This window comes from Sphingomonas pokkalii, from assembly GCF_003096275.1.
Classification (GTDB): Bacteria; Pseudomonadota; Alphaproteobacteria; order Sphingomonadales; family Sphingomonadaceae; genus Sphingomonas; species Sphingomonas pokkalii.
This window is the reverse complement of record NZ_QENQ01000001.1, coordinates 2,638,430-2,661,187: the sequence shown is the minus strand read 5'-3', so window position 1 is coordinate 2,661,187 and position 22,758 is coordinate 2,638,430. Positions and strand designations below refer to the sequence as shown.

The following is a 22,758-nucleotide window of genomic DNA, read 5'->3' as shown; positions in this document are numbered from 1 at the left end:
GCGCGGTCATCGCGTTACCGCCGCGCATCCAGCGCAACCCGCAGCGTATCGCGCGCCTGGTGGACGCGGTCCGGGCTGGGGCCGCCCAGCACACCGCGGGCCGTTGCCGGCAGATGCGCGGCCGGATCGCCGTTCCGCAAGAAGACGAGATGGTCGAACATCGTCCGCCAGGCCTCGCGCTGATCTTCCGGCATCCCGCCGATCGAGAACATTGCATGGAGCAATGCATCATGGGGGTTGAGCAGATCGGCGCGGGCAGGGTTCCACCAGTAGTTGGCGAACAGGTTCACCGGCGCCAGCGATTCCACCGCATGCCACCAGTGGAACGGGATATAGAGCGCATCGCCCGGTTCCAGCTCCACCCGCTGCGCATGGGGGGCGGCTTCGGCATAGCGGGGAAAGCGCGTGAGATCGGGCGCTTCGGGATCGACGAGGCTGATCGGCGTGCCCGCGGGGGTGAGTTCCAACGGCCCCATGTAGAGATTGCCGACCTGCTCGGGTGGAAACAGCGTGAAGCGTCTCCGTCCGGCGACGACGATGCCGATATTCTCCATCAGATCGAAATGGGTGGCGACGCGGAGCGCGGTACCCAGCCACAGGCGGGGAGCACCGTCGGCTAGCGCCGTCGCATTCTCCTCGGCGAAACCGGGCAGCAATTCGGGGGCGGGCGTGGACTGCACCGCCATCGCATAGCCCGTCGGGCGTTCGCGTTCGCGCAGCAGCCGATCGAGGAACGGACCGAGCGGGGAAACGCCGCGGACGAAGTTCAGCCCGGTCAGATCCTCGGTATAGAAGAACCGGCCCTGGATCGCTGGTTCGCCGACGATCGCGTTGACAGGCCGATCATGGCTGAAGCGCCGAAGATAGGCGATCGCAGCCGCGTCGCCATCCAGACTGGCGCGAACGGCCGGCCAATCGGCCGCCTGGCCACGGAACACGACAGGCTGCCGCTCGGGGCGAATCTCCGCCTCGAACCGCGCGCGATCGATCGGGCCCAGTTCGCGTACCGGCTGTGGTGCGGGGAGGGTGTTCACGATGCCTGCCGCGCGGCGGGCAGGGCACAGCCGATCTGGCGCAGATAGTCGTCCTGAAGGGGCATGGCGTTGGCCGTTTCATCAATCACTTGCGCGATGTGCTTGAGGCGTTCGCGCGTTTCGGCATCGGATAGCAGATCGGCGACCGGATGATAGCCTGCGGGTGTGATGCCCTGGCCGTTCATCACGGCCAGCCAACTCGCCTGCTGGAACAGTTCGCGCTGCGCCGGATGGATACGGCCGTTGCCGCGAAACAGGGCGAGCTTCTCGGCCAACCCTTCGGGCGGTTCGAGGTCACGGCAGCGCCGCCAGAAGGCGCTGTCGTCGCGTTCGGTTGCCTTGTAGTGCAGGATCAGGAAATCACGGATGTCCTCATATTCCTGCGCGGTTTCCCTATTGAATCGCTCGATTTCGAGCGCATCGAAGCCACGGCTTGGGAATAGCGCCATCAGCCGGCCGATGCCCGATTGGATCAGGTGGATGCTGGTTGATTCCAGCGGCTCGAGAAAGCCGCCGGCCAGTCCCAGCACGACGACGTTGCCGATCCAGGCGCGGTCGCGATGGCCGGCGCGGAAGCGCAAGGGACGTGGATCGGCAAGGGCGGGCCCGTCCAGGTTGGCGAGGAGCGTCGCTACTGCCTCATCGTCCGACAGATAATCGCCGGCATAGACATAGCCGTTGCCGATGCGGTGCTGGAGCGGGATCCGCCATTGCCACCCGGCGGCGCGAGCAGTGGCGCGGGTGAGGGGCAAGTGATCGCCCCCCAGCGCGCAGGGAACGGCGACGGCGCGGTCGCAAGGGAGCCAGTGCGTCCAGTCGCGGAAACCGGCACCCATTGTCTGTTCGATCAGCAGCCCGCGAAATCCGGTGCAATCGAGGAACAGATCGCCCGCGACCTCCTTCCCCGATTCCAACAGCACGGCGGCGACATGCCCGCTTCCGCCGTCGCGACGGACGTCGACGATCCGCCCTTCGGTCCGGCATGCGCCCATTCCCTCGGCCAGTCGGCGGAGAAAGGCGGCATAGAGTCCCGCATCGAACTGGAAAGCATAGCCCAGCTTGGCGAGCGGCGAATTGGGCTGATCCGGCCGGGGATGTGCGAAGCGCCCGCGCAATCCGCCGGCAATGCCGATTGAATAGGCATCGAGCGGGGTAGGGTCGCCGAGCGTGCGCGCCTTCAGCCAGAAATGGTGGAATTCCACCCCCAGCATGTCGAGCCCGTACACGCCGAAGGGGTGGATATAGCGATGGCCGATGCGGTGCCAGTCGACGAATTCGATGCCCAGCTTGTAGGTGGCGTTGGTCTCGCGGACGAACGCCGCCTCGTCGATGCCGAGCATGGTGTTGAACAGAGTGATATGCGGGATTGTCGCCTCGCCGACGCCCACCGTGCCGATCGCATCGGACTCGACGAGCTCGAGTTCGAGGCCCGGCATACGGCCGATCAGCCTGGATAGCGCAGCCGCGGCCATCCAGCCGGCAGTGCCGCCGCCGACGATCACGATCCGCCGGATCAGGTCCTCCCTCACACTGGCGAGCCTGGGGGAGCGAAGGGCGCGTCCTGCGCGAAGGAGAAGACCGGCAGTGCGTCCGCCGCCTGCGGCGGCGATGGCGGAGTCTGGGAAACCGGCTGAGGCGCGATGCGCGCAAGGAATTCGGCATGGCTGGGCATTTTCTGCGCCGTATCCCAATAGCCGAGGCGCATCTGCTCCAGCGCCTGGGCTACCAACTTCTCGTCGAGCGCGTCGGCGGCGGGTTCGTGTTCGCGCGGCACGATGTGCTGGCCCAGGCAGACCGCTACCCAGCTCGTGGTGGTGAATAATTCGTTGCCTTCGCGGAACAGCCGGCCCTTGTGCTCGAACAGCGCGATCTTGTGCGCAAGGCTTTCCGGGATCTCCATGGTACGGACGCGGTTCCAGAAGGGCGAATCCGTCCGCGTCGTTGCCTTGTAGTGAAGGATGATGAAGTCGCGGATGTCCTCGTACAGGTCGCGCATCTGGCGGTTATATTCGAAACGCTCGATCGGATCGAAGCGCTTGTCCGGGAACAGTGCGATCAGCCGGGCGATGCCGCTCTGGATCAGATGGATGCTGGTGGATTCGAGCGGTTCGAGAAAACCGCTCGACAGTCCCAGCGCGACGACGTTGCGCGACCAGCTCTCGCGCCGCCGCCCGGGGGTGAAGCGGATCCGCCGCGGATCGGCGAGCAAGGGGCCCTCCAATGCGGCGAGCAGTTGCTGTTCCGCGGTATCGTCATCGAGATAGTCGCTGCAATAGACCAGCCCGTTGCCCATGCGGTGCTGCAGCGGGATGCGCCATTGCCAGCCGGCCGCGTGGGCGGTGGAGCGGGTGAACGGATCGGGCTCACGCACATTGGCGCACGGCGCGGCGACGGCGCGGTCGCATGGCAGCCAGTGGCGCCAATCCTCATAGCCGGTTTCCAGCGCCTCTTCGATCAGCAGGCCGCGAAAGCCGGAGCAATCGATGAACAGGTCGCCCGCGATCGTGCGGCCGTCCGCCAAGGTCACGGATTGGACATAGCCGTCCTCCGGGCGCAGCGTCACGTCGGTTATCTTGCCTTCGACGCGGACGATGCCGCGGGATTCCGACAGGCGACGGAGCAGTTGCGCGTACAGCCCTGCATCGAAGTGAAAGGCATAGAACAATTCGCGCACCGGCGATTGCGCCGAGGCCGAAGGGCGGCCGAACTTGCCCAGCGATGCCGCCACCGCGCTCATTGACCAGGCGGCGATGTCCGGAATCGGCCGGCGCGCACGCTCGCGCAGGTACAGCTGGTGGAAATGCACGCCCTGCAGGTCCTGGGCGTAGTTGCCGAAGGGGTGGAAATAGCGTTCGCCGAGCCCGCCCCAGTCGACGAACTCGATGCCGAGCTTGAAGGTGCCGCCGGTCGCCGCGAGAAATTCATTCTCGTCCAGCCCGATCATCTGGTTGAATCGCAGGATCGGCGGAATCGTCGCTTCGCCGACCCCCACCGTGCCGATCTCGTCGGATTCGACCAGGGTGATGCGGGTATAGCCGTTGTTGAGGAAACGCGAAAATGCCGCGGCTGCCATCCAGCCGGCAGTGCCGCCGCCGACGATGACGACGTCGCGGATACTATGCTCGTTCATGCAGATGCCTTGATTGCGCGGCGCGGAAGGCGGCGAGGGTGGGAAGCGGCTGCACCGCCTGGGCGATAGCGGCGTGACGCTGCGCGATTGCCCGCATGGCTTCGGCGGGCGGCACGGAATCGGCGAGCGGATCGATCCGGCGTGGCAGCACGGCCTGACCGAACAGCACTGCAAGCCAGCTGTCGCGATCGAACGTCTCCTCCTCGTAGAAAGGGAGGCGGCCGCGCTCGCGGAACAGGCGCAGCGTGTGGGCGAGCGAATCCGGCAGATCGGCGCCCGCGACATCATGCCAGAAGGGCGTATCGCGGCGGGCGGTGGCATAGTGGAGCAGTACGAAATCACGCACGCGGCGGGCTTCGGCCAGCGCCTGGCGGTTATACTCGGCGGCTTCCAGCGGGTGGGGCGCCCCCGCCGGCAGCATCGTGATCAGCCGATCGATCGCGCTGTGGGCGAGATGGAGGTTGCTCCATTCGAGCGGTTCGATGGCAACCGCGGCGTCGCCGATCGCGACGACATTGTGCCGCCAGGGCTCCAGCGACGCGCCGGCGGCGATGGGGATGGGCTCTCCCGGAACGGTGCCATGGGCGGCGCTGTACAGGGCGCCTTGCTGGGTCGGGCCGATCCAGCGCCAGCCATTCTCGGTCGCGACCACGCGTTCCATCGGCAGCGGATCGGCGATCGGGGCCGCCTCCAGCACCAGACGGTCGCCGGGCAGCCAGCGCTTCCAGTCCTCACGGCCGACGCCCAGCGTGCCGTGCAGCCGGGCATTCGGGCCTGTGCAATCGCAGTACAGGTCTGCAGCCAGCCGGGTGCCGTCGTCCAGCACGAGGCCGGCAATGCCACCCTGCGCATCATGTTCCACCCCCGCCAACTGCCCAAGATGACCTTCCACGCCGACATGGCGGGCAAAGGCCATCAGCATTGCGGTGTAGCGTGGAATGTCGAGCGTCAGGCCGAAACCATAATCGGCAAGCGGGCCATCTCCCCCAGGCAACACGAAGCGTCCGGCGCGGGCCATGGCGGCGGCGGGAGACAGGCTGTCGAACGGGGGGGCATCGCCGGATAGCGCTGCGCGTGCCCAGAGGTGCTGGAACGCCGCGCCACCGATGCCTTCGCCGTGCCGCGCATAGGCGTGGACATAGTCCAGCGCGCCCTCGACCCAGCCTTCGAACCGTGTGCCCAGGCGATACAGGCTGCCGGTGCGTACAACGGCGTCGTCCAGGCCGATACCGAGATCCGCGTGGAATCCGAGAACCGAGGGCAGGGTGGTGGCGATCCGATCGGCAAGCGCGTCGGGCGGCGGCGCGAGCGGCAGGATCGTAACCGCCAGCTTCGGCACACGCCGTTTGATCGCCGCCGCCGTCGACCAGCCGGTGATCCCGCCGCCGACGACCAGAAGCCGCGTCAGGCTCATGCCGCTGCCGCCATCGCGCAATAGCGATCGATATAGCGCAGATGCTCGGGCACGCGCTCGACGGTGGCGGTGATCTCGCGGTGAAGCGCCTGCATACCCTGGATCAGCGCGCCGGAATCGGGGGCATCCGCACGTGGGTCATAGCCCTCGGGCAGGATTCCCTGGCCGACATAGACTGCGATCCAGCTCGCATCGAGGAACACCCCTTCGCGATACTTCACCACGCGCCCGGCGCGGCGAAACAGCTCGATCTTTTCGGACAGGCTGTCTGGGATCGTCATCGTGCGGACGTAGTTCCAGAAGTCCGTGTCGGTGCGGGTGGTGGCGTGATAATGCAGGATCAGGAAGTCGCGGATCCGATCATATTCCAGGTCGATCAGCCGGTTGAACTCGTCGCGCTCCACCGGCGCGTCTGCCGTTTCGGGGAAGAGTTCGATCAAGGCGGTGATCGCTTGTTGCACGAGATAGATGCTGGTGGATTCCAGCGGTTCCAGGAATCCGCTCGCCAGCCCGATCGCAACGCAGTTCTTCACCCAGCTGCGCCGGCGGCGGCCGGCGCGGAACCGCAGGACGCGCGGATCGGCCAGCGGCGCGCCTTCCACCGCATGGGTGAGTGCGCGGGCGGCGTCGTCGTCCGAGGTGAAGGCGCTTGCGTAGACATAGCCATTGCCGGTCCGATGTTGCAGCGGGATGCGCCAGCGCCAGCCCGCCGGCATTGCGATCGCGCTGGTGTAGGGCGTGACCGCGGTGGCGGTTCGGCATGGCATCGCCACCGCGCGATCGGCCGGGAGCCAGTGGTTCCAATCCTCAAAGGGTTCCTCCAGCGCCTCCCCAAGGAGTAGGGAGCGGAAGCCGGAGCAGTCTATGAACAGATCGCCTTCGATCAGCGCGCCATCGTCCAGCCGAACCGCAGAGATCGTGCCGCGTTCGGCATCGCGCAGCACTTCCACCACCTTGCCCTCGGTGCGCTGCGCGCCAAGCCCTTCGGCGATCGTCCGCAGATATGGTGCGAATAGCAATGCATCGAACTGATAGGCGTAGCCATACGTCGAGGCGAGATGGTCGGGATCGTCGAGCGGGAGGTCGAACCGGTTGGCGCGAGCGAGCATGCAGCCATAGGAGAATTGTTCAAGTGGCGGCACATCCGTCCCGGCAAGGCGCAACCGCGTCCAATAATGGTGGAAGTCGACTTCCCCCTTGCCCCGCCCGAACGTACCGAACGGGTGCACATAGCTGTCGCCGATCTTACCCCAGTCGCGGAACTCGATACCCAATTTGAACGTACCGCGGGTCCAGGCCATGAAATCGGCCTCGCGGATGCCGAGCTTTTCAACGAAGCCCCGGATATGCGGCAACGTCGCCTCGCCGACGCCGATCACGCCGATCGCCTCCGATTCGATCAGGTGGATGGAAACCCGCCCGGGCAGTAGTCGCGCCAGTGCTGCGGCCGTCATCCAGCCCGACGTTCCCCCTCCTACGATCACGACCCGCACTGGTTTTACCCCGGCCATCGGCGCCTTCTCCGCCCATATCTCCAGGCCGTTTCCAGCAATTTGCGGGGTGATGTCAAACCTTACTCCATCGGAACGTTTTCATGCGGCAACGCAGCAAAGTTGCATTGCTGCAACATGGCTTGCGGAAAAATGCGGGAGATTGTTAGCGGTCGCATTGCAAAGTGCATGTCAATCTGGTCTAGATGTATGACAACCTTGTCGTGGCCGGAGAGTCACACACTTTTGAGGAGGGGGAATATGCGAGACGAGTCGCCATCGCGCATCCGCGATGTATCCAAAATAACGGCATTCCTTCGCGGCGCTTCCGCCACGGCGATCTGCGTTGCCGGCATGATGGGATCCGCCCACGCGCAGACCGCTGCCAACCAGCCGGCTGCCAGCCAGGACCAACAGGGCGTGCAGGAAGCCCCGGCAGACCAAGCTGCCATCGTGGTTACCGGCATTCGCGCCAGCCTTGCCACTGCCCAGTCGATCAAGCGCAATTCGGACACCGTCGTCGATGCGATCACGTCGCAGGATATTGGGTCGCTGCCGGATCGCTCGGTCACCGAAGCGCTGCAGCGCGTGCCCGGCGTGTCGATCAATCGCTTCGCCGGTTCGAATGACCCTGATCACTTCTCGGTCGAAGGTTCCGGTGTCGCAGTGCGCGGTCTCACCTTCGTCCGCTCTGAATTTAATGGCCGCACGGCGTTCGCCGCTGGCGTGGGTGGCCAGGCCCTCAACTTCGCCGACGTGCCGTCCGAACTGCTCGGCTCGGTGATCGTCGCGAAAAACACCACTGCCGACATGATCGAAGGCGGTCTCGCCGGTACGGTGAACCTCAACACCCGCAAGCCGTTCGATCGCACCGGCCTCCATGCCGCCATCAGCCTCGAGGCGAATTATGGCGACATGCGCAAGAAATGGACGCCGACGATTTCGGGCCTGCTCTCGAATACCTGGGATACGGGCATCGGCCGTTTCGGCCTGCTCGCCAGTGGTGCCTATTCGCAGATCAAGAGCCGTTCGGACGGTATCCAGGTCGCGAATTACCAGACGCGTGACAATACGCTCGTCAATGCGGCGAACACCAACGGTACGCTGGTCTGCCGCAACCCGCTGCCGTCTTCCAGCGACACGATGACGTTGCCGGCAGCCAACGCACCCTGCGGCACCGCCAGCGGTGCAGGTGCCGATGGCTTCGCCGATTTCGCACGGTCGCGCGTGGCACCTGCGGGCGGCCAGTTCCGCACGCAGGAATTCGATCGCAAGCGCGACGGCATGTCGCTTTCGGCGCAGTTCGAATCGATCGATCAACGCACGACACTGACGGCGGAATATGTGCGTTCGCACACCACGCAAGAGTGGAGCGAGTACACGTTCGAGACCGCGCCGGATCTTGCCGAATACACCACCTATCCGAAGGGCTGCCTTCAGAACTCCAACGGGCCGAATACCATTCCGGCCGATGGCAGCGCAGGTTCGGCAACCTCGCGGGCAGAATGCCCGGTCGGACAGTTCAAGGATTTCGCCTACGACGCCAACGGGCTGTTCCAGTCGGGCTATATCGTTAACACCAGCAATGGCTGGCGCGGCGATCCGTCGACTTCGCCCTATGTACCGATCGGCGGCCTCCAGCAGTCGCTCGCACGACGCCAGTCGCGGGAAGAGACGACCAATCAGGATTGGAGCCTCCGGCTCAAGACCCAGCTCACCGATCGCCTGACGGTGACGCTCGACGGCCAGGTCGCGAAGTCGCACCGGCAGCACCTCGATTTCTCGGTCTTCGGGTCCAGCTTTGCGGATCAGGAGCTCGACATTTCGGGCAAGCTCCCGACGGTGACGCCGCACAAGCCACAATATCTCGGCTATACGTGGTCGACCCCCAACGCCGCGCTCGCCAGCGCCACGGATGCGCAGTATTTCAATGATCCGCGCTTTCAGTTCTGGCGCGCTGCGATGGACCATCACGAGGACAGCACCGGCACGCAATACGCGTTCCAAGGCGACGTGGAATACAAGTTCGACGAGGATGCGTTCCTGCGCAAGGTTAAGTTCGGTGCGCGCTATCAGGATCGCGATCAGACCGTTCGCTACTCCACCTACAATTGGGGTATGCTCAGCGAAACCTGGTCGGGTTCGCGGCCGGTGAATTTCTCGGATACGCCGGCGAGCATGATGACTCGCTATAACTTCCCGAACTTCTTCCGCGGGCAGACCTCCGCTCCGCCGGGTGCGTTCTATTACGGCGGCGATCTGATCCGTAATTATGACGGCGCGGTGAAGGACTTCCAGGCTATCCAGGCGATCGCTACCGGTCTTGGCGCATCGCCGACATGGGTGCCGGCATCCGGGCGTACGCGCGCGATTGCCGGAACGCCGTACCTGCCGTCCGAAATCCAGCCGGTCAGCCAGTTGGACAGCGCCGCGTACGGCATGGCGAGCTTCGGTTCGGACACGCTGTTCGGTCGGATCCGCTTCTCGGGCAATGTTGGTCTGCGCTGGGTGCGCAGCAACGTTCGTTCGGAAGGCCGGATCGGCGTGCCGAGCCAGGCAGAGCTGAATATCCTCGAGCCCTATGCCGATCGTTGCGCGCTGACGGTGCCGCCGAACGCGCCCCCTGGCACCCAACCGCAGCCGCAGGGCGGCGTATGCACGCTTGGTCCGTCGGGCTATGCGCAGCTGCAGCAGTTCGCAGGTGCCGGTGCAGATACCTTCAATGCCGCCAAGACCAGCTACAGCTATTTCCTGCCCAGCCTGAACCTTAAGTTCGGCCTGTCGGACACGTTGCTGCTGCGCCTTGCGGGTTCGAAGGTGCTGACGCGCCCGGATAATGCCAACATCCGTAACTTCCTGACCATCGGATTGGGGACGAGCGGCGAGCTGACGGCGACGACCGGCAATCCCTATCTGCGTCCGGCAACTGCCTGGCAGTTCGATGCCAGCCTGGAATGGTATTTCGCGCGGGTCGGCTCGCTGACCCTCAACGGCTTCTACAAGGCGATCGACGGCTTCTTCTACCAGAAGGTCACCAACCGAACGATTATCAGCAATGGCATCACCAAGGATGTGTTCGTCCGCGGCCCGGCCAATTATGAAGGCACCGGCAAGATCAAGGGCTTCGAGGTCGCGTATCAGCAGACCTATGATTTCCTGCCCGGACCGCTCAAGGGACTCGGCATCTCGGCCAACTACACGTTCATCGACAGTTCGGGCCTGCCGAACAGCTTCCTGAACGGCGGTTCGCCCTCGAACGTTTCCACGGTGACCCCGTCGGGCAACCTGCCGCTCGAACAGTTGTCGAAGCACAACGTCAACGCGGCGGTGTTCTACGAACTGGGTGGCATCTCGGTGCGTGCGGCCTATAACTGGCGCTCGCGCTTCCTGCTGACGGCTTCGGATGTGATCTTCCCCTACTTCTCGATCTTCAACGAGCCGGTGGGGACACTCGACGCATCGCTGTTCGTGAACCTGACCAAGGACGTGAAGTTCGGCGTGCAGGGTGTGAACCTGACCAACACCGTCACCAAGACGACCCAAGCCTATACGGGTGACCCGAAGGATCTGGCGCCGCGTTCCTACTTCATGAACGACCGCCGATTCTCGTTCATTCTGCGCGGCAATTTCTAACAATTTCCACCATTGTGAAACTGGGGCCTCGGCGATCACCGCCGGGGCCTTTTTATTGCAATGCCAGCCGGATAACGGAGGCTTTGTTGGCGGACGGGCGGTTCGGTGGTACGTCTTCGGCGGCGTTTGTACCAGATTGGGTGGATACGTCGTCATCCGAAGGCGAGACGATACCGGTGCGGCGCTAACGGGAAGAAGCACCGTCGATGATGGACAGCGGCTAGCGCTGAAAGACTTCAAAGGGCCGGAAAACTCTCGTTCAGATGGGCCAAAAAACAGGGGGACCCTCAATCGCCCATCCGGCAAGCTGGGGGACAGGTCGCCCCGCCCCCAGCCCTGATCGACATGGTCAGTTATTGGATTTCAGCGGATAGATGGTGTTCCACAACGTGGTGCAGTTGGAGGGGCCCGCGATTGCGGTCAGTTGACCATTATTGGTGCCGCCCAGCGTATATACGCTCTGGTTGCTGCTGCTGAGCGGGTTCCATCCGCTGACGCCCGGGGTCCCCTTCGCGGCAAAGTTCGACCAGGCATTCACCATCGTCTGGCTCACTGCCGAGTCCGCCGCCGGCAAGGGGTAAGCGAAATTGCCGACGGTACCGAAAACATAGGGCAGTTCGTTGCCGTGGCAGACGTTTCCGGATTCGACCGAGCAGGATGGCAACGTCCCGTACGGATCCAAGATCGGCGGGCTGGCAAAAAGATAGCCATAGATGGCGTTGCTGCTTTGTCCCAGATAGGTGTTCGCCGCCTGGAGATTGGCGCATTTGAAGATATCGTCGGTCGTCAGGTTAGAGAAGGCCAAGGCACCGCCATCGCCAGTCCCGGTACATGTGGTATCCGTCGAGGTGGAACTGCACGACTGTACCGGAAAGGTGCACGAAACGGGATCAACTGTGGGATCACAATTGTCGAAATAATAATTTGGTGCTGATGCCGACATTTGCGTCGCATTATAATCGCTTACGCCCTGTATCGTGCCTGCAGCCAACTTATAGCCGACGAGCAGCAAAGTTGGGTATGACGCGTTCGTCAAGGTCAATGGGTCAGCGGCTTCCGCAAGGCCGGCGAAGGTGGCGCCCTCATTCTGGTTGAACCCCATGAGAACCGGCATTGGCGTGCTTTTGACGGAGTATTGGAACGTGCCCTGCGTAACGGTTGACGAATAATATCCCTTCAACGGCTGGTTCACCACGAAGCTGTTGTCATAAACCGGTGCCCAGGGGAGCGCGTTGGATAGCCCGCCCGTCAGGAGATTTTCCGCGAAGCTGATACCGCTGATATCGTCCTGAGCGGTCAGAATGGCCTCGAGCGGGACGCTTTGCAGAAAGGCCATGGGGTTGGGCCCAGTCCAGCAGCTTTTTGCCGGAATAGTGCTGTTCTGCTGGTTCATCAGGGCGCACACGCGCTGCAGAAAATTGACGCCAAGCGGGTTTAGAAGCCGTGCTGCGAATGTGCTCACGTCACGATAGGGCAACCCGTACGGGTTGCTCTCCATAAGCGCCTTTTGAAACAGCGACACGTTGGGCGGAAGCGTGCCGCTTCCCTTGACGACGCTATAGGTCGCATTGCTGCTGGGGATGGATGTCAGGTGCAACCCCACCGACATGGCGCCGGCACTTTCACCGAACAGCGTGACATTGCCCGGGTTCCCGCCAAAATTGGCAATATTCTGCTGCACCCATTGCAGAGCGAGCTGCTGGTCCTGCAATCCGAAATTCCCGGCGACGAGCGGCGGCGAATTGTCTTTCGGGCCCTGGTTTACGTACAGGAAGCCCAGCGCGCCCAACCGGTAATTAAGCGTGACGACGATAGTCGGATTGCTGGCATTGGACGCCAGCGCGCTCCCGTTATAGACGTCCAAAGATCCGGCGCCGCTGACGAATGCTCCACCGTGGATGAAAACCATCACGGGCAATTTGCTCGTCTGGGTGGTGCCGCTCGGCACCCAGACGTTCAGATACAGGCAGTCCTCCGACTGATTGGTATTCGAGGTCGCCGATTGCGGGCACACCGGCGCGAATTGCGTCGCCTGAAGCGTTCCTTTCCAGATGCTTGAGGCCGTTAGAGCCTGCGGGGCTTGCCATCGCAGGGCCCCGACGGGGGGAGCCGCATAGGGTATCCCCCGATATACCGTCGTGCCGCCATTATCGGTCACGCCACACAATTGGGCATTTCCCAATTGGCTAGAGAGCGTCACGGGACTGGTTGAATTGCAGCCCTGTGCATGGGCTTGCTGCAGCGGAAAAATCATATAGAAGAACGCAAAAACGCCGACTATAAATGCAATACATCTAGAATTCCGTGTCATTAAATTGTTCCCTATCTTGCATGATCATCGGGAGGTGAAAGTATAATTCACTTCATTGCAGGGGCAATGACACGCATCCAAATGGGATCAATCGGCCGAAACCATACATGAGCGAAGTGACCGAGCGGTCGTGTCCGCCAACGTGGTGCAATTTCAGGAGAGGTGGCTCGGTTTGTCTGCACAGGCTCGCGGCTCGGATAAGTGGATTGCCGCTGGTTGATCATGCCGCTGCGAGAAGCGGCTGTTGGAAGTATATCTGGTCAGGCGTCCGGCCACCAAGCGCGGAATGCGGTCGGACTGCATTGTAGAATGCGAGATAGCGGCCGATGCGAGCGCGCGCATCGGGGACCGAAGCATAGGCGTTGAGATACACCTCCTCGTATTTCACCGAGCGCCAGAGGCGCTCCACGAACACATTGTCGCGCCAGCAGCCTTTGCCGTCCATGCTGATGGCGATCTTTTCGCGGTGGAGGACGGCGGTGAACGCCGTGCTCGTGAACTGCGAGCCCTGGTCGCTGTTGAAGATGGCGGGCTTGCCATAGCGGGCCAGCGCTTCCTCCAGCGCCTCGATGCAGAACGCAGCATCGAGCGAGATCGACACGCGCCATGCCAGCACGCGCCGAGTGAACCAGTCGACGACAGCGACGAGATAGACGAAGCCCCGCGCCATCGGCACGTAGGTGATATCCGTCGCCCAGACCTGGTTCGGCCGGGTCACCGCCAGCTTGCGCAGCAGATACGGATAGATCTTGTGGCCTAGGCCGTAGACTCATTATGCGGCGCACCAGATGCGGGCACATATGAGTTTGACAGCCGCGAGGTGGTTTTCGGGGCACTTGTCGTATCGGGTGGCGATGCTTCGGAAGTGCTTGATGCGGTTGAAGAAGCGTTCGACCAAGTTGCGCTGGCGGTAGAGCCAGTCCGAAAAGGCAAAGCGCTGCGTTCGGTTCGAGCGCGACGGGATGTTGGCCCAGACATTCCTGCTGGCAGCGGCCTCGCGGATGGCGTTGCTGTCGTAGCCCTTGTCGGCTAGCAGCGTTGCTCCCTCGGGCATGGCAGCGATCAGGGCTTCGGCTTCCTGGCTGTCGTGGACCTGTCCGCCGGTCAGGCGCAGTGTGACCGGACGACCGTCAGCGTCAACGAGGGCATGGGTCTTGCTCGTGAGGCCGCCTCGGGAACGTCCCATGCCGCGATCTCCAGTTCCCCCTTTTTGCCCGTCGCACCGTGCTGGTGGACGCGGATACAGGTGGCATCGATCATCACGATCTCTCCTTCGAAAGCGGCGGAAACCGCGGCCAGAAGCCGGTCCCACACCCCGGCTTTGCGCCAGCGGACGAACCGGTTGTAGCAGGTCGTCGAGGGGCCATAGCGCTCGGGTATCTCCGCCCACGGCGAGCCCGTGCGAAACCGCCATAGAATGCCGTTCAGTACCCGCCGGTCATCAACCCGAGGAACGCCGTGCGGCTTGTTCGGCAGCAGCGGCTCGATGATCGACCATTCCCCATCCGTCAGTTCGTATCCACGAATACAGCGAGTGCTGGCTGACGCCCAGACGCTGCGAAACCGATAGCCGCGCTCGGTGATCTGGGCCACCGCATCACGCTTGAATTCATCGCTGAAATTGGGCTTCCCCATCGTCGCCTCCTGTCCTCAAAATTAGGATCCAAGGCGTCCAGAAATCTAGGGGCTGCTCACATCGCCAGTACCGCCCCCCGCCAGGCTGAACGAGGAGGTACATGCCGTGCATGTCCTGAGTTTTGAACGCTTTGTCCCGCGGCTTGATTCGACGGACGGCTGCATCGGTGAGCATGACGGTATCTCCTCCGCTGGCGCAGTGTTGATACCGTCAAATATACCGTCGAGGGCCGCGGGTTCCAATGGATCGACCCGGATCTGGGTGGATCAGATACCGCCAAAACCCGCGGGAATCCGCCAGTTTTGGATGCCCTTGAATGTCTGTGGAAAGGTGGATGGTGCGGTTGCAGGAATCGAATGGATTGGAATACGCATATCGAAACAAGTACTTACCGCACTGCAGCAAAAATGGAGCCCCAGGGGTCAGGCCCCACTCCCCTTTTCGTAAATCGGGTTCGAAGCACAAACGCGATCGGGATGGGTAGCAGTGCAGGCAGCCCCGGACTCTACTTATGAGTGGAGGAGAAAAGGGGAGCACGTCAATGGAGGAGCACATGACCGACGTTCACATTCTCGCGATCGACCTTGCCAAGCGCAGCTTCCAGGTCTGCGCGACCGCCGCGAGAGGGGCGTGTGTGGATGCCCCCAGTTTTGCAAGGTGATTTTCAGACGGTTTGGTTGGCTTGGCGCTTCTATCGCTCGTGTGTCAGGCCTCATATCGTGGCCTGATATTCGCCACGGGCCGGTATGCAGTTCGAAGAACGAGGTCCACATCGGTTCAGAGAGCTTTATTGCTCGAGCGCCGGGCCTGGTTTGCTCGTCCTGGAACATTGAAGTCCTTGCCGCATGATCGTCTGTCGATCTCCTTGTCGGGGCTGTCAGCCCCTAAGCGCTCCGCGTTTCGCCCTTGTGTGGGGGCAAGCGCGTCACGCCATCCGGTAATTCTGTTCGCGCGTCATCATCGCCCAGATCATGCGCGCCATTTTGTTGGCCAGCGCGACGGCCGCCACCATGCGCGGCTTGCGCCCCAGCATGCGGCCGAGCCAGTTGTCGGGCAACACGCCGCGCCGGATGATCCAACGGATCCTGCTCATCGCGCCAACGATCAACAGCTTGCGGATATCGGCCTGGCCCATCTTGCTTACGCCGCCGAGCCGGGTCTTGCCGCCGGTCGATCGCTGCCGTGGGACCAAGCCGAGCCACGCGGCGAAGTTTCGGCGGCTGGCGAAGGCACGCAGATCGGGTGCGAATGCCATTATCGCGCCCGCGGTCACCGGGCCGACTCCCGGCACTGTGCAGAGCCGACGCATCGCGTCGTCGACCTTGGTCGCGGCGCGCAGCTTGAAGTGCAGGTCGTCGATCTTCTGCGTGAGCACCGCGATCTGGTCGAGGTAAAGACGAACGATATCGCGCACAGCGTCAGGCAGATCGGTCGCATCGTCGTCGATCACGCCAGCGACGGTCTTGAGACCTGTCGGCCCTTGTGCAACGACGAGGCCGAACTCGCCAAGATGTCCCCGCAGAGCGTTGATCAGTTGGGTGCGCTGCCCGACAAAAGACTGGTGGGTCCGGAATGCGACTGCGCGGGCCTGATGCTCCGCGCTCTTGACCGCCACGTAATGTAGGTTCGGCCGCAGCGCGGCTTCGGCGATCGCAGCCGCGTCCGCCGCATCGTTCTTCTGTCGTTTGACGAACGGCTTCACGTAGATCGGCGGGATCAGCCGCACCTCGTGACCAAAGCCTTGCGCAAACCGCCCCCAGAAATGGCTCGTCGCGCACGCCTCCATCGCCACGATGCAGGGTGTCTGATCACGCAGAACCGCCTCGAGCTTCACGCGCGAAACCATCCGGTTAAATAGAACCGCCCCTCCCGCGGCGGTCGCGCAGACCTGGAAGCTGCGCTTGGCAAGGTCGATCGCGAGAATGTGAACGTCGGTCACGTGCTCCTCCATCTCCAGCGCAGCGTCGCGCCGGTCAGGCATCATACGATGCCGGGTGAAGGGGGCATCCACCTCATCAGTTCAAACCCCGGCGGAAGCCTATGGGTGGATCGGCGCTTCAGATCATGGGGGGCATGCCCCCCATGATCTGATGACCAAAATGGCGGCATGATCGACAACCCGGATTAGCTTAGCTCAGCCGTAAAACTGTCCAAATAGGCGGGACCACCTCTGTCTTCCGGCCGATCCGTTCGGTCTTCATCGACGAGAAGAAGCTCTCCATCGCCGCGTTGTCCCAGACGTTGCCCGATCGGCTCATCGAGCAAGGTAACGCCATTGTCGGCCATCAACCGCTGGAACTGCTCGCTCGTGTATTGGCTGCCCTGATCCGAATGATGCAGCAATGCGTCGGGCTTTCCGCGTCGCCAGATCGCCATCATCAGCGCGTCGGTCACGAGCTGGGCGGCCATGGTGTCGGTCAGCCTCGTCGTTAGGAGCCGGTCATCGATGTTGAGTCGGATTGGCGCTTGCGAAGGCCGTCGATAATCAGCGAAACGACAAACCGTTCGTAGTCGCGCGCCAACTGCGCGAGATCGTCGCCTTCCGGAGCGAGGAGTGCGACCAATTGCTGTCCCGAGACGAAGAAGTCGGCAATGCCGATAACCGCCAGGTGGAGGAACAGCGGGTTGAAGTCCGCCAGTAGCTTGCCGGCGTCCTGCGTGCGCAGTGCCTCGTAGAAGTCGATGGGGCCCCGGTTCCAAGCGCGCAGCTTTTCACGGACCTCAGCCGAGCGCGCGCCGCTTAGTTCCTCCACCATCAGCCGTTGCATATATCTGGCCGACCGGGTGAAGCGGAAGGTGCGGTGGATGAATTCCTCCAGCGCGTCCGCCGGATCGCTGGCGAGCAGATCGGGCTGATGCGCTTCGGCCAGCTGCTGCACCACTTCCAGCAACAGTGCCTCGCGCGATCCGAAATAATAGCGCACCAGCGCAGGATCGACCCCGGCGGTGCGCGCCACGGCGGCGATCGTGACCTGTGCCGGCGGCAGTTCGCGCAGCAGCGCCGTGGCGGCGGCAAGCACGGCATCGCGCCCCACCGCCGCATCGCCATCCGCCGGCCGCCCCTGCCGCCGGCGGCGCTTGTCGGGGCGCTTGTCGCTCTCGGCTCTGTCCATCGACATAGCTCTACGCGCGAGAAGCCCCGGCGCGCAACGACTTGCGCCTAATTCTCGAAGCCGGGAATTTAATTCTTGCAAAGCGGAATTCCAGCCCTAGACTTGCTGGAAAAGAAAATTGGTGAGGAGTGGGAGGATGGCGAACTGGCCGTTCACGCGCGGTGTGCACGACCTTGGCAACGGTCTGTACGGCTATGTCCAGCCGGATGGCGGCTGGGGCTGGTCGAACGCCGGATTGCTGGTCTCGCAGGGCCAGACGCTGCTGGTCGATACGCTGATGGGGCTGGACCTCACCCGCGAGATGCTTGAGGCATTTCGCCGCGTGCCCGGTGGCGGCCGGATCGACCGATTGTTCAACACGCACGCCAATCCCGATCATTTCTTCGGCAATGGGTTGGTCGAGGGGGCGGAGATCATCGCCACCACGCGCTGCCGGGACGACATGCACGAATATGATCCCAAGGCGCTCGCCGCGCTGCGGACGAATTACATGAACATGGGCGACGGCGGCGCCTTCCTGTTCGAGACCATGGGGAAGTTCGATTTCGGCGGCGTCGATGCGCTCGCCTTCCCCACCACGTTGTTCGACGGGCAGATGACCGTGACGGTGGGCGACAAGACGGTCGAGCTGATCGACATGGGGCCCGCGCACACCAGTTCCGACACCATCGCATGGGTGCCGGCGGATCGCGCCATCTTCACGGGCGACCTGGTGTTCAACGAAGGGCATCCGATCATGTGGGCGGGGCCGATCGAGAACTGGATCGCCGCCTGCGACCGGATCGTCGCGCTGGATCCGGAGATCGTGGTGCCCGGGCACGGCCCGATTTCCGATCTCGCCTCCGTGAAGAACATGAAGGCCTATTTCGAATATGTGCGGGACGAGGCGCGGAGGCGGTTCGAGGCGGGGATGACCTGCCTGGAGGCGGCGCGCGACATCAACATGACCGAATATCGCAACTGGAAGGACCCCGAGCGGATCGTCGCCAACGTCTTTTCGCTGTACCGGCAATGGGGCGTGCCCTTCACGCCCGAGGAGTCCCGCGACCTGTTCGGCGCGATGGGGCGCTTCCACTGGGAAACCAAGGCGCATGCGGAGCAGTGCGGCCATGCCCATTGAGCCGAACGCCACCCATGATCCGGCGGTGACCAGCTGGGTCGAAAGTGCCAATGGCGACACCGACTTTCCAATCCAGAACCTGCCCTTCGGCGTGTTTCGTAGCGCGGGCGTGGCGCGCGGCGGCGTGGCGCTGGGCGATAGGCTGGTCGATCTGCAGGCGCTGGCGGCAAGCGGGCTGCTGGAAGGAGAGGCGCTGGCGGCCGCCCGCGCGGCCTGCGGCGACAGCCTTGCCCCGCTGCTGGCCCAGCCGGCCGGGGCGGTCAGTGCGTTGCGGGCGCGGTTGTTCGCGCTGTTCCGCGCGGGATCGGCGCACCGCGCCCGCCTGGAGCCGGTGCTGGTCGCGATGGCGGATGCGGAGATGCTGCTGCCGCTCAAGCCGCCCGCCTTCACCGATTTCTGCACCTCGTTCGATCACATCGCGCGCATGGGCGGCGGCACGCCGAAGCCGGCGGCGCTTTCGCTGCCGGTCGCCTATAATGGCCGCGCCAGTTCGGTGCGGGTGAGCGGTACGCCGGTGATCCGGCCGATGGGGCAGTTCGAGATGCCGCCCGGCAGCGGCGCGGTGCAATGGGGGCCGGAGCCGCTGCTCGATTTCGAGCTGGAATTCGGCGCGTGGTTGCGGGCGGACACGGCGCTCGGCGAACCGATCGGCGTCGCAGCCGCCGAGGATCTGCTGTTCGGCTGTTGCCTGGTGAACGACTGGTCGGCGCGCGCCATCCAGTTCTTCGAAATGATTCTGGGCCCGCATCTCGGCAAGAGCTTTCTTACCACCGTGTCGCCATGGATCGTGACGATGGAGGCGCTGGCGCCGTTTCGCGTCGCCGCCCGCGGCCGCGGGGCAGGGGAGCCTGCGATTCCGGGCTATCTGCTCGACGCGGCCGATCGGCAGGCAGGCGCCTGTTCGGTGACGCTGACCGCGGATCTGGTGGCGCCCGGCGGCGCGCAGCTGCGCGTGACCGAGACCGAGCTTTCGGACCTGTACTGGACGCTGGCGCAGATGGCCGCGCATCAGGCCTCCAACGGCGCCCCACTGGAGGCGGGCGACCTGATCGCCACCGGCACCGTTTCGGGCGCGGCGCCCGGCGCGCGCGCATGCCTTGCCGAGATCACTCTGGGCGGCGGCAGCCCGATCGCGCTTCCCGACGGCAGCACGCGCACCATGCTGGAGGATGGCGACACGCTTGTCCTGCGCGGGCGCGCCCATGCCGAAGGCTATCGCCCGATCGGCTTTGGCGACTGCGCCGGAACCATTCACCGCGCAAGGGATCTGCCATGACCATCACCACCTGCGGCGAACGCCGGCCGATCCGTGTCGCCGCGCGGGGGCGGCACCTTACCGTCGACATCCATTGCCATTTGGGCATTCCCGCCGCGGACGCGATCGTCCAGGACCGCTATCCCGGCCCGCCGCCGGGGATCAACGATTTCACCAGTGCCCGGACCAATGAGGTGAACCGGGCCATGTTCGCAAGCATGGGCCGGACGCTCAACACCGTCGACACGCGGCTGGCGGACATGGACCGCATGGGCATCGACGTGCAGGCGATTTCCCCGAGCCCCGGTCAATATTTCTACTACACCGACGCCGAAACCGGGCGCGAGGCGGCACGCGCGGTGAATGACGGCATCGCGGCGGCGGTCGCTGCCCATCCGGATCGATTCGTCGGCATGGGAACGGTGCCGCTCCAGGCGCCGGAACTGGCCGTAGCGGAAATGCGCCGCTGCGTTCGCGAACTCGACCTGCGCGGCGTCGAGATCAGCTCCAACGTCAACGGCGTCGACCTGCATGATCCGCAGTTCCGCCCGTTCTGGGCGGCGGCCGAGGAACTGGGCGTGCTCGTGTTCCTCCACCCGCTCGGCTTTACGCACGCGCAGCGGATGAGCGAATATTATTTCAACAATCTGATCGGCAATCCGCTCGAATCCACCTTGGCGATCGGGCACCTGATTTTCGGCGGGGTGCTGGATGCGCACCCGGCGCTCAGGATCTGCGTCGCGCATGGCGGTGGCTATATGCCCGGCTATTGGGGGCGGATGGACCATGGCTGGCGCGCCCGAGCGGATTGTTCGGAGCATTGCCGCCACACGCCTTCCAGCTATCTGCGCAAGCTGTGGCTGGATACGCTGGTGTTCGACCAGGACCAGCTCGACAGCCTGGTGCGCACGCATGGCGCCGACCGGCTGTGCCTCGGCACTGATTATCCGTTCGACATGGCCGAGCCCGATCCCGTTGGCTTCCACCGGCGACTTTCCGACGAGGAACAGGCGAAGATCCTGGGGCTGAACGCGGCGGCGCTGCTGGGGCTGACGGTCGGCTGACACGGAACAAGGCAGGCTAGGGGAGGAGGGGCGGATGACGAGACACCAATCGGATGCGGGCGACTGGCGAGCGAAGACGACGCTGCTGGCGCTGTTCCTCGCCAACACCCTCAGCTGGGGGGATCGCGCGCTGCTGGGCGTCGTCGTCGATCCCGTGAAACACGATCTGCTGCTCACCGATACGCAGATGTCGCTGCTGAACGGCGCCATCTTCATCGCGTTCAACCTGTTCGCGGGGCTGGCGATCGCCCACTGGGTCGATCGTGGCAACCGCAAGCTGATCCTGCTCGGCGGGGTGGCGATCTGGTCGGCGGCGACCGCGTTGATCGGCGCGGCCAGCGGCTTTTCCAGCCTTGCCGCGGCGCTGGTGCTAGTCGGCATCGGCGAGGCGACCGTGTTTCCCGTGGCGCTGTCGATGATCGGCGACCTACGTGCGCCTGCCAAGCGCCCGGGCGCGGTGGCATTTTTCCACTCGGGTACCTTCGTCGGGTTGATCGGCGGCTCGATCCTGGCGGGGGTGCTGGCATCGGTGCATGGCTGGCGGTGGATGTTCGTGATCTGCGGGATTGGCGGATTCGTTCTTCTGCTCGCGATGATGGTGGTTGTGCGGGACCCAGAGCGCCAGCGCGATGATATCAAGCTCGACCCGGCAGCGGAGATCGAGGGCCCAGGCCGGGCGCTTTCCCATGTGCTGCGGACGCCCGGCTTCGTCACACTTTCACTCGCCATCGGTTTCCTCAGCACGATCGGCGCCGTGCTGGGCACCTGGGGGCCCGCCTTTCTGCAGCGGAGCCATGGGGTCCCGCTGGCGCAGGTCGGCGCGGTAATCGGGCCGGCGGTTGGATTTGGCGGGATCGCCGGCACGATGATCGGCGGCATCATCGCGAACCGCTTGATTGTGTGGCGGAGAAGTGAGCGCGCCGGGCTGATGGTGCCGCTGGTGGCCACGCCGCTCGCCACACCGTTTCTATTGTTGTTCGTTTTCGCTCCCACCACGGGCGGAGCGATGGTCGCGGCCGGACTCATGTCTTTCCTGATCGCGCTCGGAATCGCGCCCTGCTTCGCGCTGGGAAGCGGCATCGTCGGCTCTCAAGCTCGCGCCTTGGGATCGACGCTGATGCTTTTCGCCGCCGGGCTGATCGGCAATGCGCTGGCGCCGTTCGTGGTCGGAGTCGTCAGCGACTTTCTGGTTCCGCGCTATGGCGTCGAATCGCTTCGCTACGGCCTGGCGACGATGATCGTCACACCTGTGATTGCGACGGCGTTCCTACTGCTCGCCTATCGCCAATCGCGGGCCGCGTCGCAATAATCCCGCGATTTATTCGGCGCGCATCGCGAGTCGGTACGATCGTCAGCGTTTTTGGTTAGCAAACCTCCGGCTCAGACCAACGTTCATCGATACGGGCTCCTCGGTACCAAGCCGGCGCAAGCCGGGATACATTCGCCTGTCGGTGTCAGGAAAAGGGGACAGTGAGACCCTGATCGGCCCCGTCTTTCGCCGGGGTTATGATTTTAAGGATCCTTGCCAACGTCGCTCGGTATCAGAAACCGGTGCCAA

General features: G+C 63.8%; 14 protein-coding genes and 3 pseudogenes. 5 read left to right on the top strand and 12 right to left on the bottom strand.

Going from position 1 to position 22,758, the window contains the following annotated elements:
* Positions 1-14 precede the first annotated feature (14 nt).
* The 5 genes from DD559_RS12285 to DD559_RS12265 are packed head-to-tail and all read right to left on the bottom strand — an operon-like array spanning position 15 to position 7,089.
* Positions 15-1,034, bottom strand: a complete 1,020-nt coding sequence (locus tag DD559_RS12285) for a cupin-like domain-containing protein (protein WP_116469426.1) — start codon at positions 1,032-1,034, stop codon at positions 15-17.
* Positions 1,031-2,563: a tryptophan halogenase family protein gene (locus DD559_RS12280; RefSeq protein ID WP_116469425.1), complete on the bottom strand. Its 1,533-nt coding sequence runs from the start codon at positions 2,561-2,563 to the stop codon at positions 1,031-1,033. The genes DD559_RS12285 and DD559_RS12280 overlap by 4 nt, the downstream gene beginning before the upstream one ends.
* Entirely contained in the window at positions 2,560-4,164 is a 1,605-nt protein-coding gene (locus DD559_RS12275; RefSeq protein ID WP_116469424.1) for a tryptophan halogenase family protein, read from the bottom strand. Before DD559_RS12275 ends, DD559_RS12280 begins: the two co-directional genes overlap by 4 nt.
* The gene (locus tag DD559_RS12270; RefSeq protein WP_116470888.1) at positions 4,151-5,578 is read right to left on the bottom strand and encodes a tryptophan 7-halogenase; all 1,428 of its coding nucleotides are present in this window, start codon (positions 5,576-5,578) and stop codon (positions 4,151-4,153) included. Before DD559_RS12270 ends, DD559_RS12275 begins: the two co-directional genes overlap by 14 nt.
* Positions 5,575-7,089: a tryptophan halogenase family protein gene (locus tag DD559_RS12265; protein WP_116469423.1), complete on the bottom strand. Its 1,515-nt coding sequence runs from the start codon at positions 7,087-7,089 to the stop codon at positions 5,575-5,577. The genes DD559_RS12270 and DD559_RS12265 overlap by 4 nt, the downstream gene beginning before the upstream one ends.
* 333 nt (positions 7,090-7,422) lie before the next feature.
* Between DD559_RS12265 and DD559_RS12260 the strand changes: the two genes are divergently transcribed.
* Complete coding sequence (locus DD559_RS12260) at positions 7,423-10,701, top strand: TonB-dependent receptor (RefSeq protein ID WP_116470887.1); 3,279 nt, start codon at positions 7,423-7,425, stop codon at positions 10,699-10,701.
* A 349-nt stretch (positions 10,702-11,050) separates the two neighbouring features.
* Here the strand turns inward: DD559_RS12260 and DD559_RS12255 are convergent, their stop codons facing one another.
* The 7 genes and pseudogenes from DD559_RS12255 to DD559_RS12225 form a co-directional block, all read right to left on the bottom strand.
* Positions 11,051-12,955, bottom strand: coding sequence for a carboxylesterase/lipase family protein (locus DD559_RS12255; RefSeq protein WP_165831082.1), 1,905 nt, complete (start codon positions 12,953-12,955; stop codon positions 11,051-11,053).
* 277 nt (positions 12,956-13,232) lie between these two features.
* Positions 13,233-13,769 (bottom strand): annotated as a pseudogene (locus DD559_RS12250) (IS3 family transposase); the annotation flags it as partial.
* Between the two features lie 15 nt (positions 13,770-13,784).
* Positions 13,785-14,647, bottom strand: a pseudogene (locus DD559_RS12245) (IS5 family transposase).
* Positions 14,622-14,822 (bottom strand): Arm DNA-binding domain-containing protein, encoded by a 201-nt coding sequence (locus tag DD559_RS20395; RefSeq protein ID WP_368389686.1) that lies wholly within the window; start codon positions 14,820-14,822, stop codon positions 14,622-14,624. Before DD559_RS20395 ends, DD559_RS12245 begins: the two are co-directional and overlap by 26 nt.
* A gap of 751 nt (positions 14,823-15,573) precedes the next feature.
* A complete protein-coding gene (locus DD559_RS12235; protein ID WP_116470885.1) occupies positions 15,574-16,587 on the bottom strand; it encodes an IS110 family RNA-guided transposase in 1,014 nt (337 codons plus the stop codon).
* Positions 16,588-16,822: 235 nt separating this feature from the next.
* Positions 16,823-17,057, bottom strand: a pseudogene (locus tag DD559_RS12230) (DDE-type integrase/transposase/recombinase); the annotation flags it as partial.
* Between the two features lie 20 nt (positions 17,058-17,077).
* Entirely contained in the window at positions 17,078-17,761 is a 684-nt protein-coding gene (locus tag DD559_RS12225; RefSeq protein WP_116470884.1) for a TetR/AcrR family transcriptional regulator, read from the bottom strand.
* Between the two features lie 136 nt (positions 17,762-17,897).
* Between DD559_RS12225 and DD559_RS12220 the strand changes: the two genes are divergently transcribed.
* The 4 genes from DD559_RS12220 to DD559_RS12205 are packed head-to-tail and all read left to right on the top strand — an operon-like array spanning position 17,898 to position 22,509.
* Positions 17,898-18,881, top strand: a complete 984-nt coding sequence (locus tag DD559_RS12220) for an MBL fold metallo-hydrolase (RefSeq protein WP_116469421.1) — start codon at positions 17,898-17,900, stop codon at positions 18,879-18,881.
* Positions 18,871-20,157, top strand: coding sequence for a fumarylacetoacetate hydrolase family protein (locus DD559_RS12215; RefSeq protein WP_116470883.1), 1,287 nt, complete (start codon positions 18,871-18,873; stop codon positions 20,155-20,157). Before DD559_RS12220 ends, DD559_RS12215 begins: the two co-directional genes overlap by 11 nt.
* The gene (locus DD559_RS12210; protein WP_116469420.1) at positions 20,154-21,200 is read left to right on the top strand and encodes an amidohydrolase family protein; all 1,047 of its coding nucleotides are present in this window, start codon (positions 20,154-20,156) and stop codon (positions 21,198-21,200) included. Before DD559_RS12215 ends, DD559_RS12210 begins: the two co-directional genes overlap by 4 nt.
* 34 nt (positions 21,201-21,234) lie before the next feature.
* The gene (locus DD559_RS12205) at positions 21,235-22,509 is read left to right on the top strand and encodes a spinster family MFS transporter (RefSeq protein ID WP_116469419.1); all 1,275 of its coding nucleotides are present in this window, start codon (positions 21,235-21,237) and stop codon (positions 22,507-22,509) included.
* Positions 22,510-22,758: the final 249 nt, after the last annotated feature.

Excerpts from the sequence above, each read along its gene's own strand:
- DD559_RS12260 (WP_116470887.1), top strand. The coding sequence starts at position 7,423 with ATGATGGGATCCGCCCACGCGCAGACCGCTGCCAACCAGCCGGCTGCC.
- DD559_RS12265 (WP_116469423.1), bottom strand. The coding sequence starts at position 7,089 with ATGGCCGGGGTAAAACCAGTGCGGGTCGTGATCGTAGGAGGGGGAACG.
- DD559_RS12225 (WP_116470884.1), bottom strand. The coding sequence starts at position 17,761 with ATGGACAGAGCCGAGAGCGACAAGCGCCCCGACAAGCGCCGCCGGCGG.
- DD559_RS12255 (WP_165831082.1), bottom strand. The coding sequence starts at position 12,955 with ATGATTTTTCCGCTGCAGCAAGCCCATGCACAGGGCTGCAATTCAACC.
- DD559_RS12210 (WP_116469420.1), top strand. The coding sequence starts at position 20,154 with ATGACCATCACCACCTGCGGCGAACGCCGGCCGATCCGTGTCGCCGCG.
- DD559_RS12215 (WP_116470883.1), top strand. The coding sequence starts at position 18,871 with ATGCCCATTGAGCCGAACGCCACCCATGATCCGGCGGTGACCAGCTGG.
- DD559_RS20395 (WP_368389686.1), bottom strand. The coding sequence starts at position 14,822 with ATGCTCACCGATGCAGCCGTCCGTCGAATCAAGCCGCGGGACAAAGCG.
- DD559_RS12205 (WP_116469419.1), top strand. The coding sequence starts at position 21,235 with ATGACGAGACACCAATCGGATGCGGGCGACTGGCGAGCGAAGACGACG.
- DD559_RS12270 (WP_116470888.1), bottom strand. The coding sequence starts at position 5,578 with ATGAGCCTGACGCGGCTTCTGGTCGTCGGCGGCGGGATCACCGGCTGG.
- DD559_RS12275 (WP_116469424.1), bottom strand. The coding sequence starts at position 4,164 with ATGAACGAGCATAGTATCCGCGACGTCGTCATCGTCGGCGGCGGCACT.
- DD559_RS12220 (WP_116469421.1), top strand. The coding sequence starts at position 17,898 with ATGGCGAACTGGCCGTTCACGCGCGGTGTGCACGACCTTGGCAACGGT.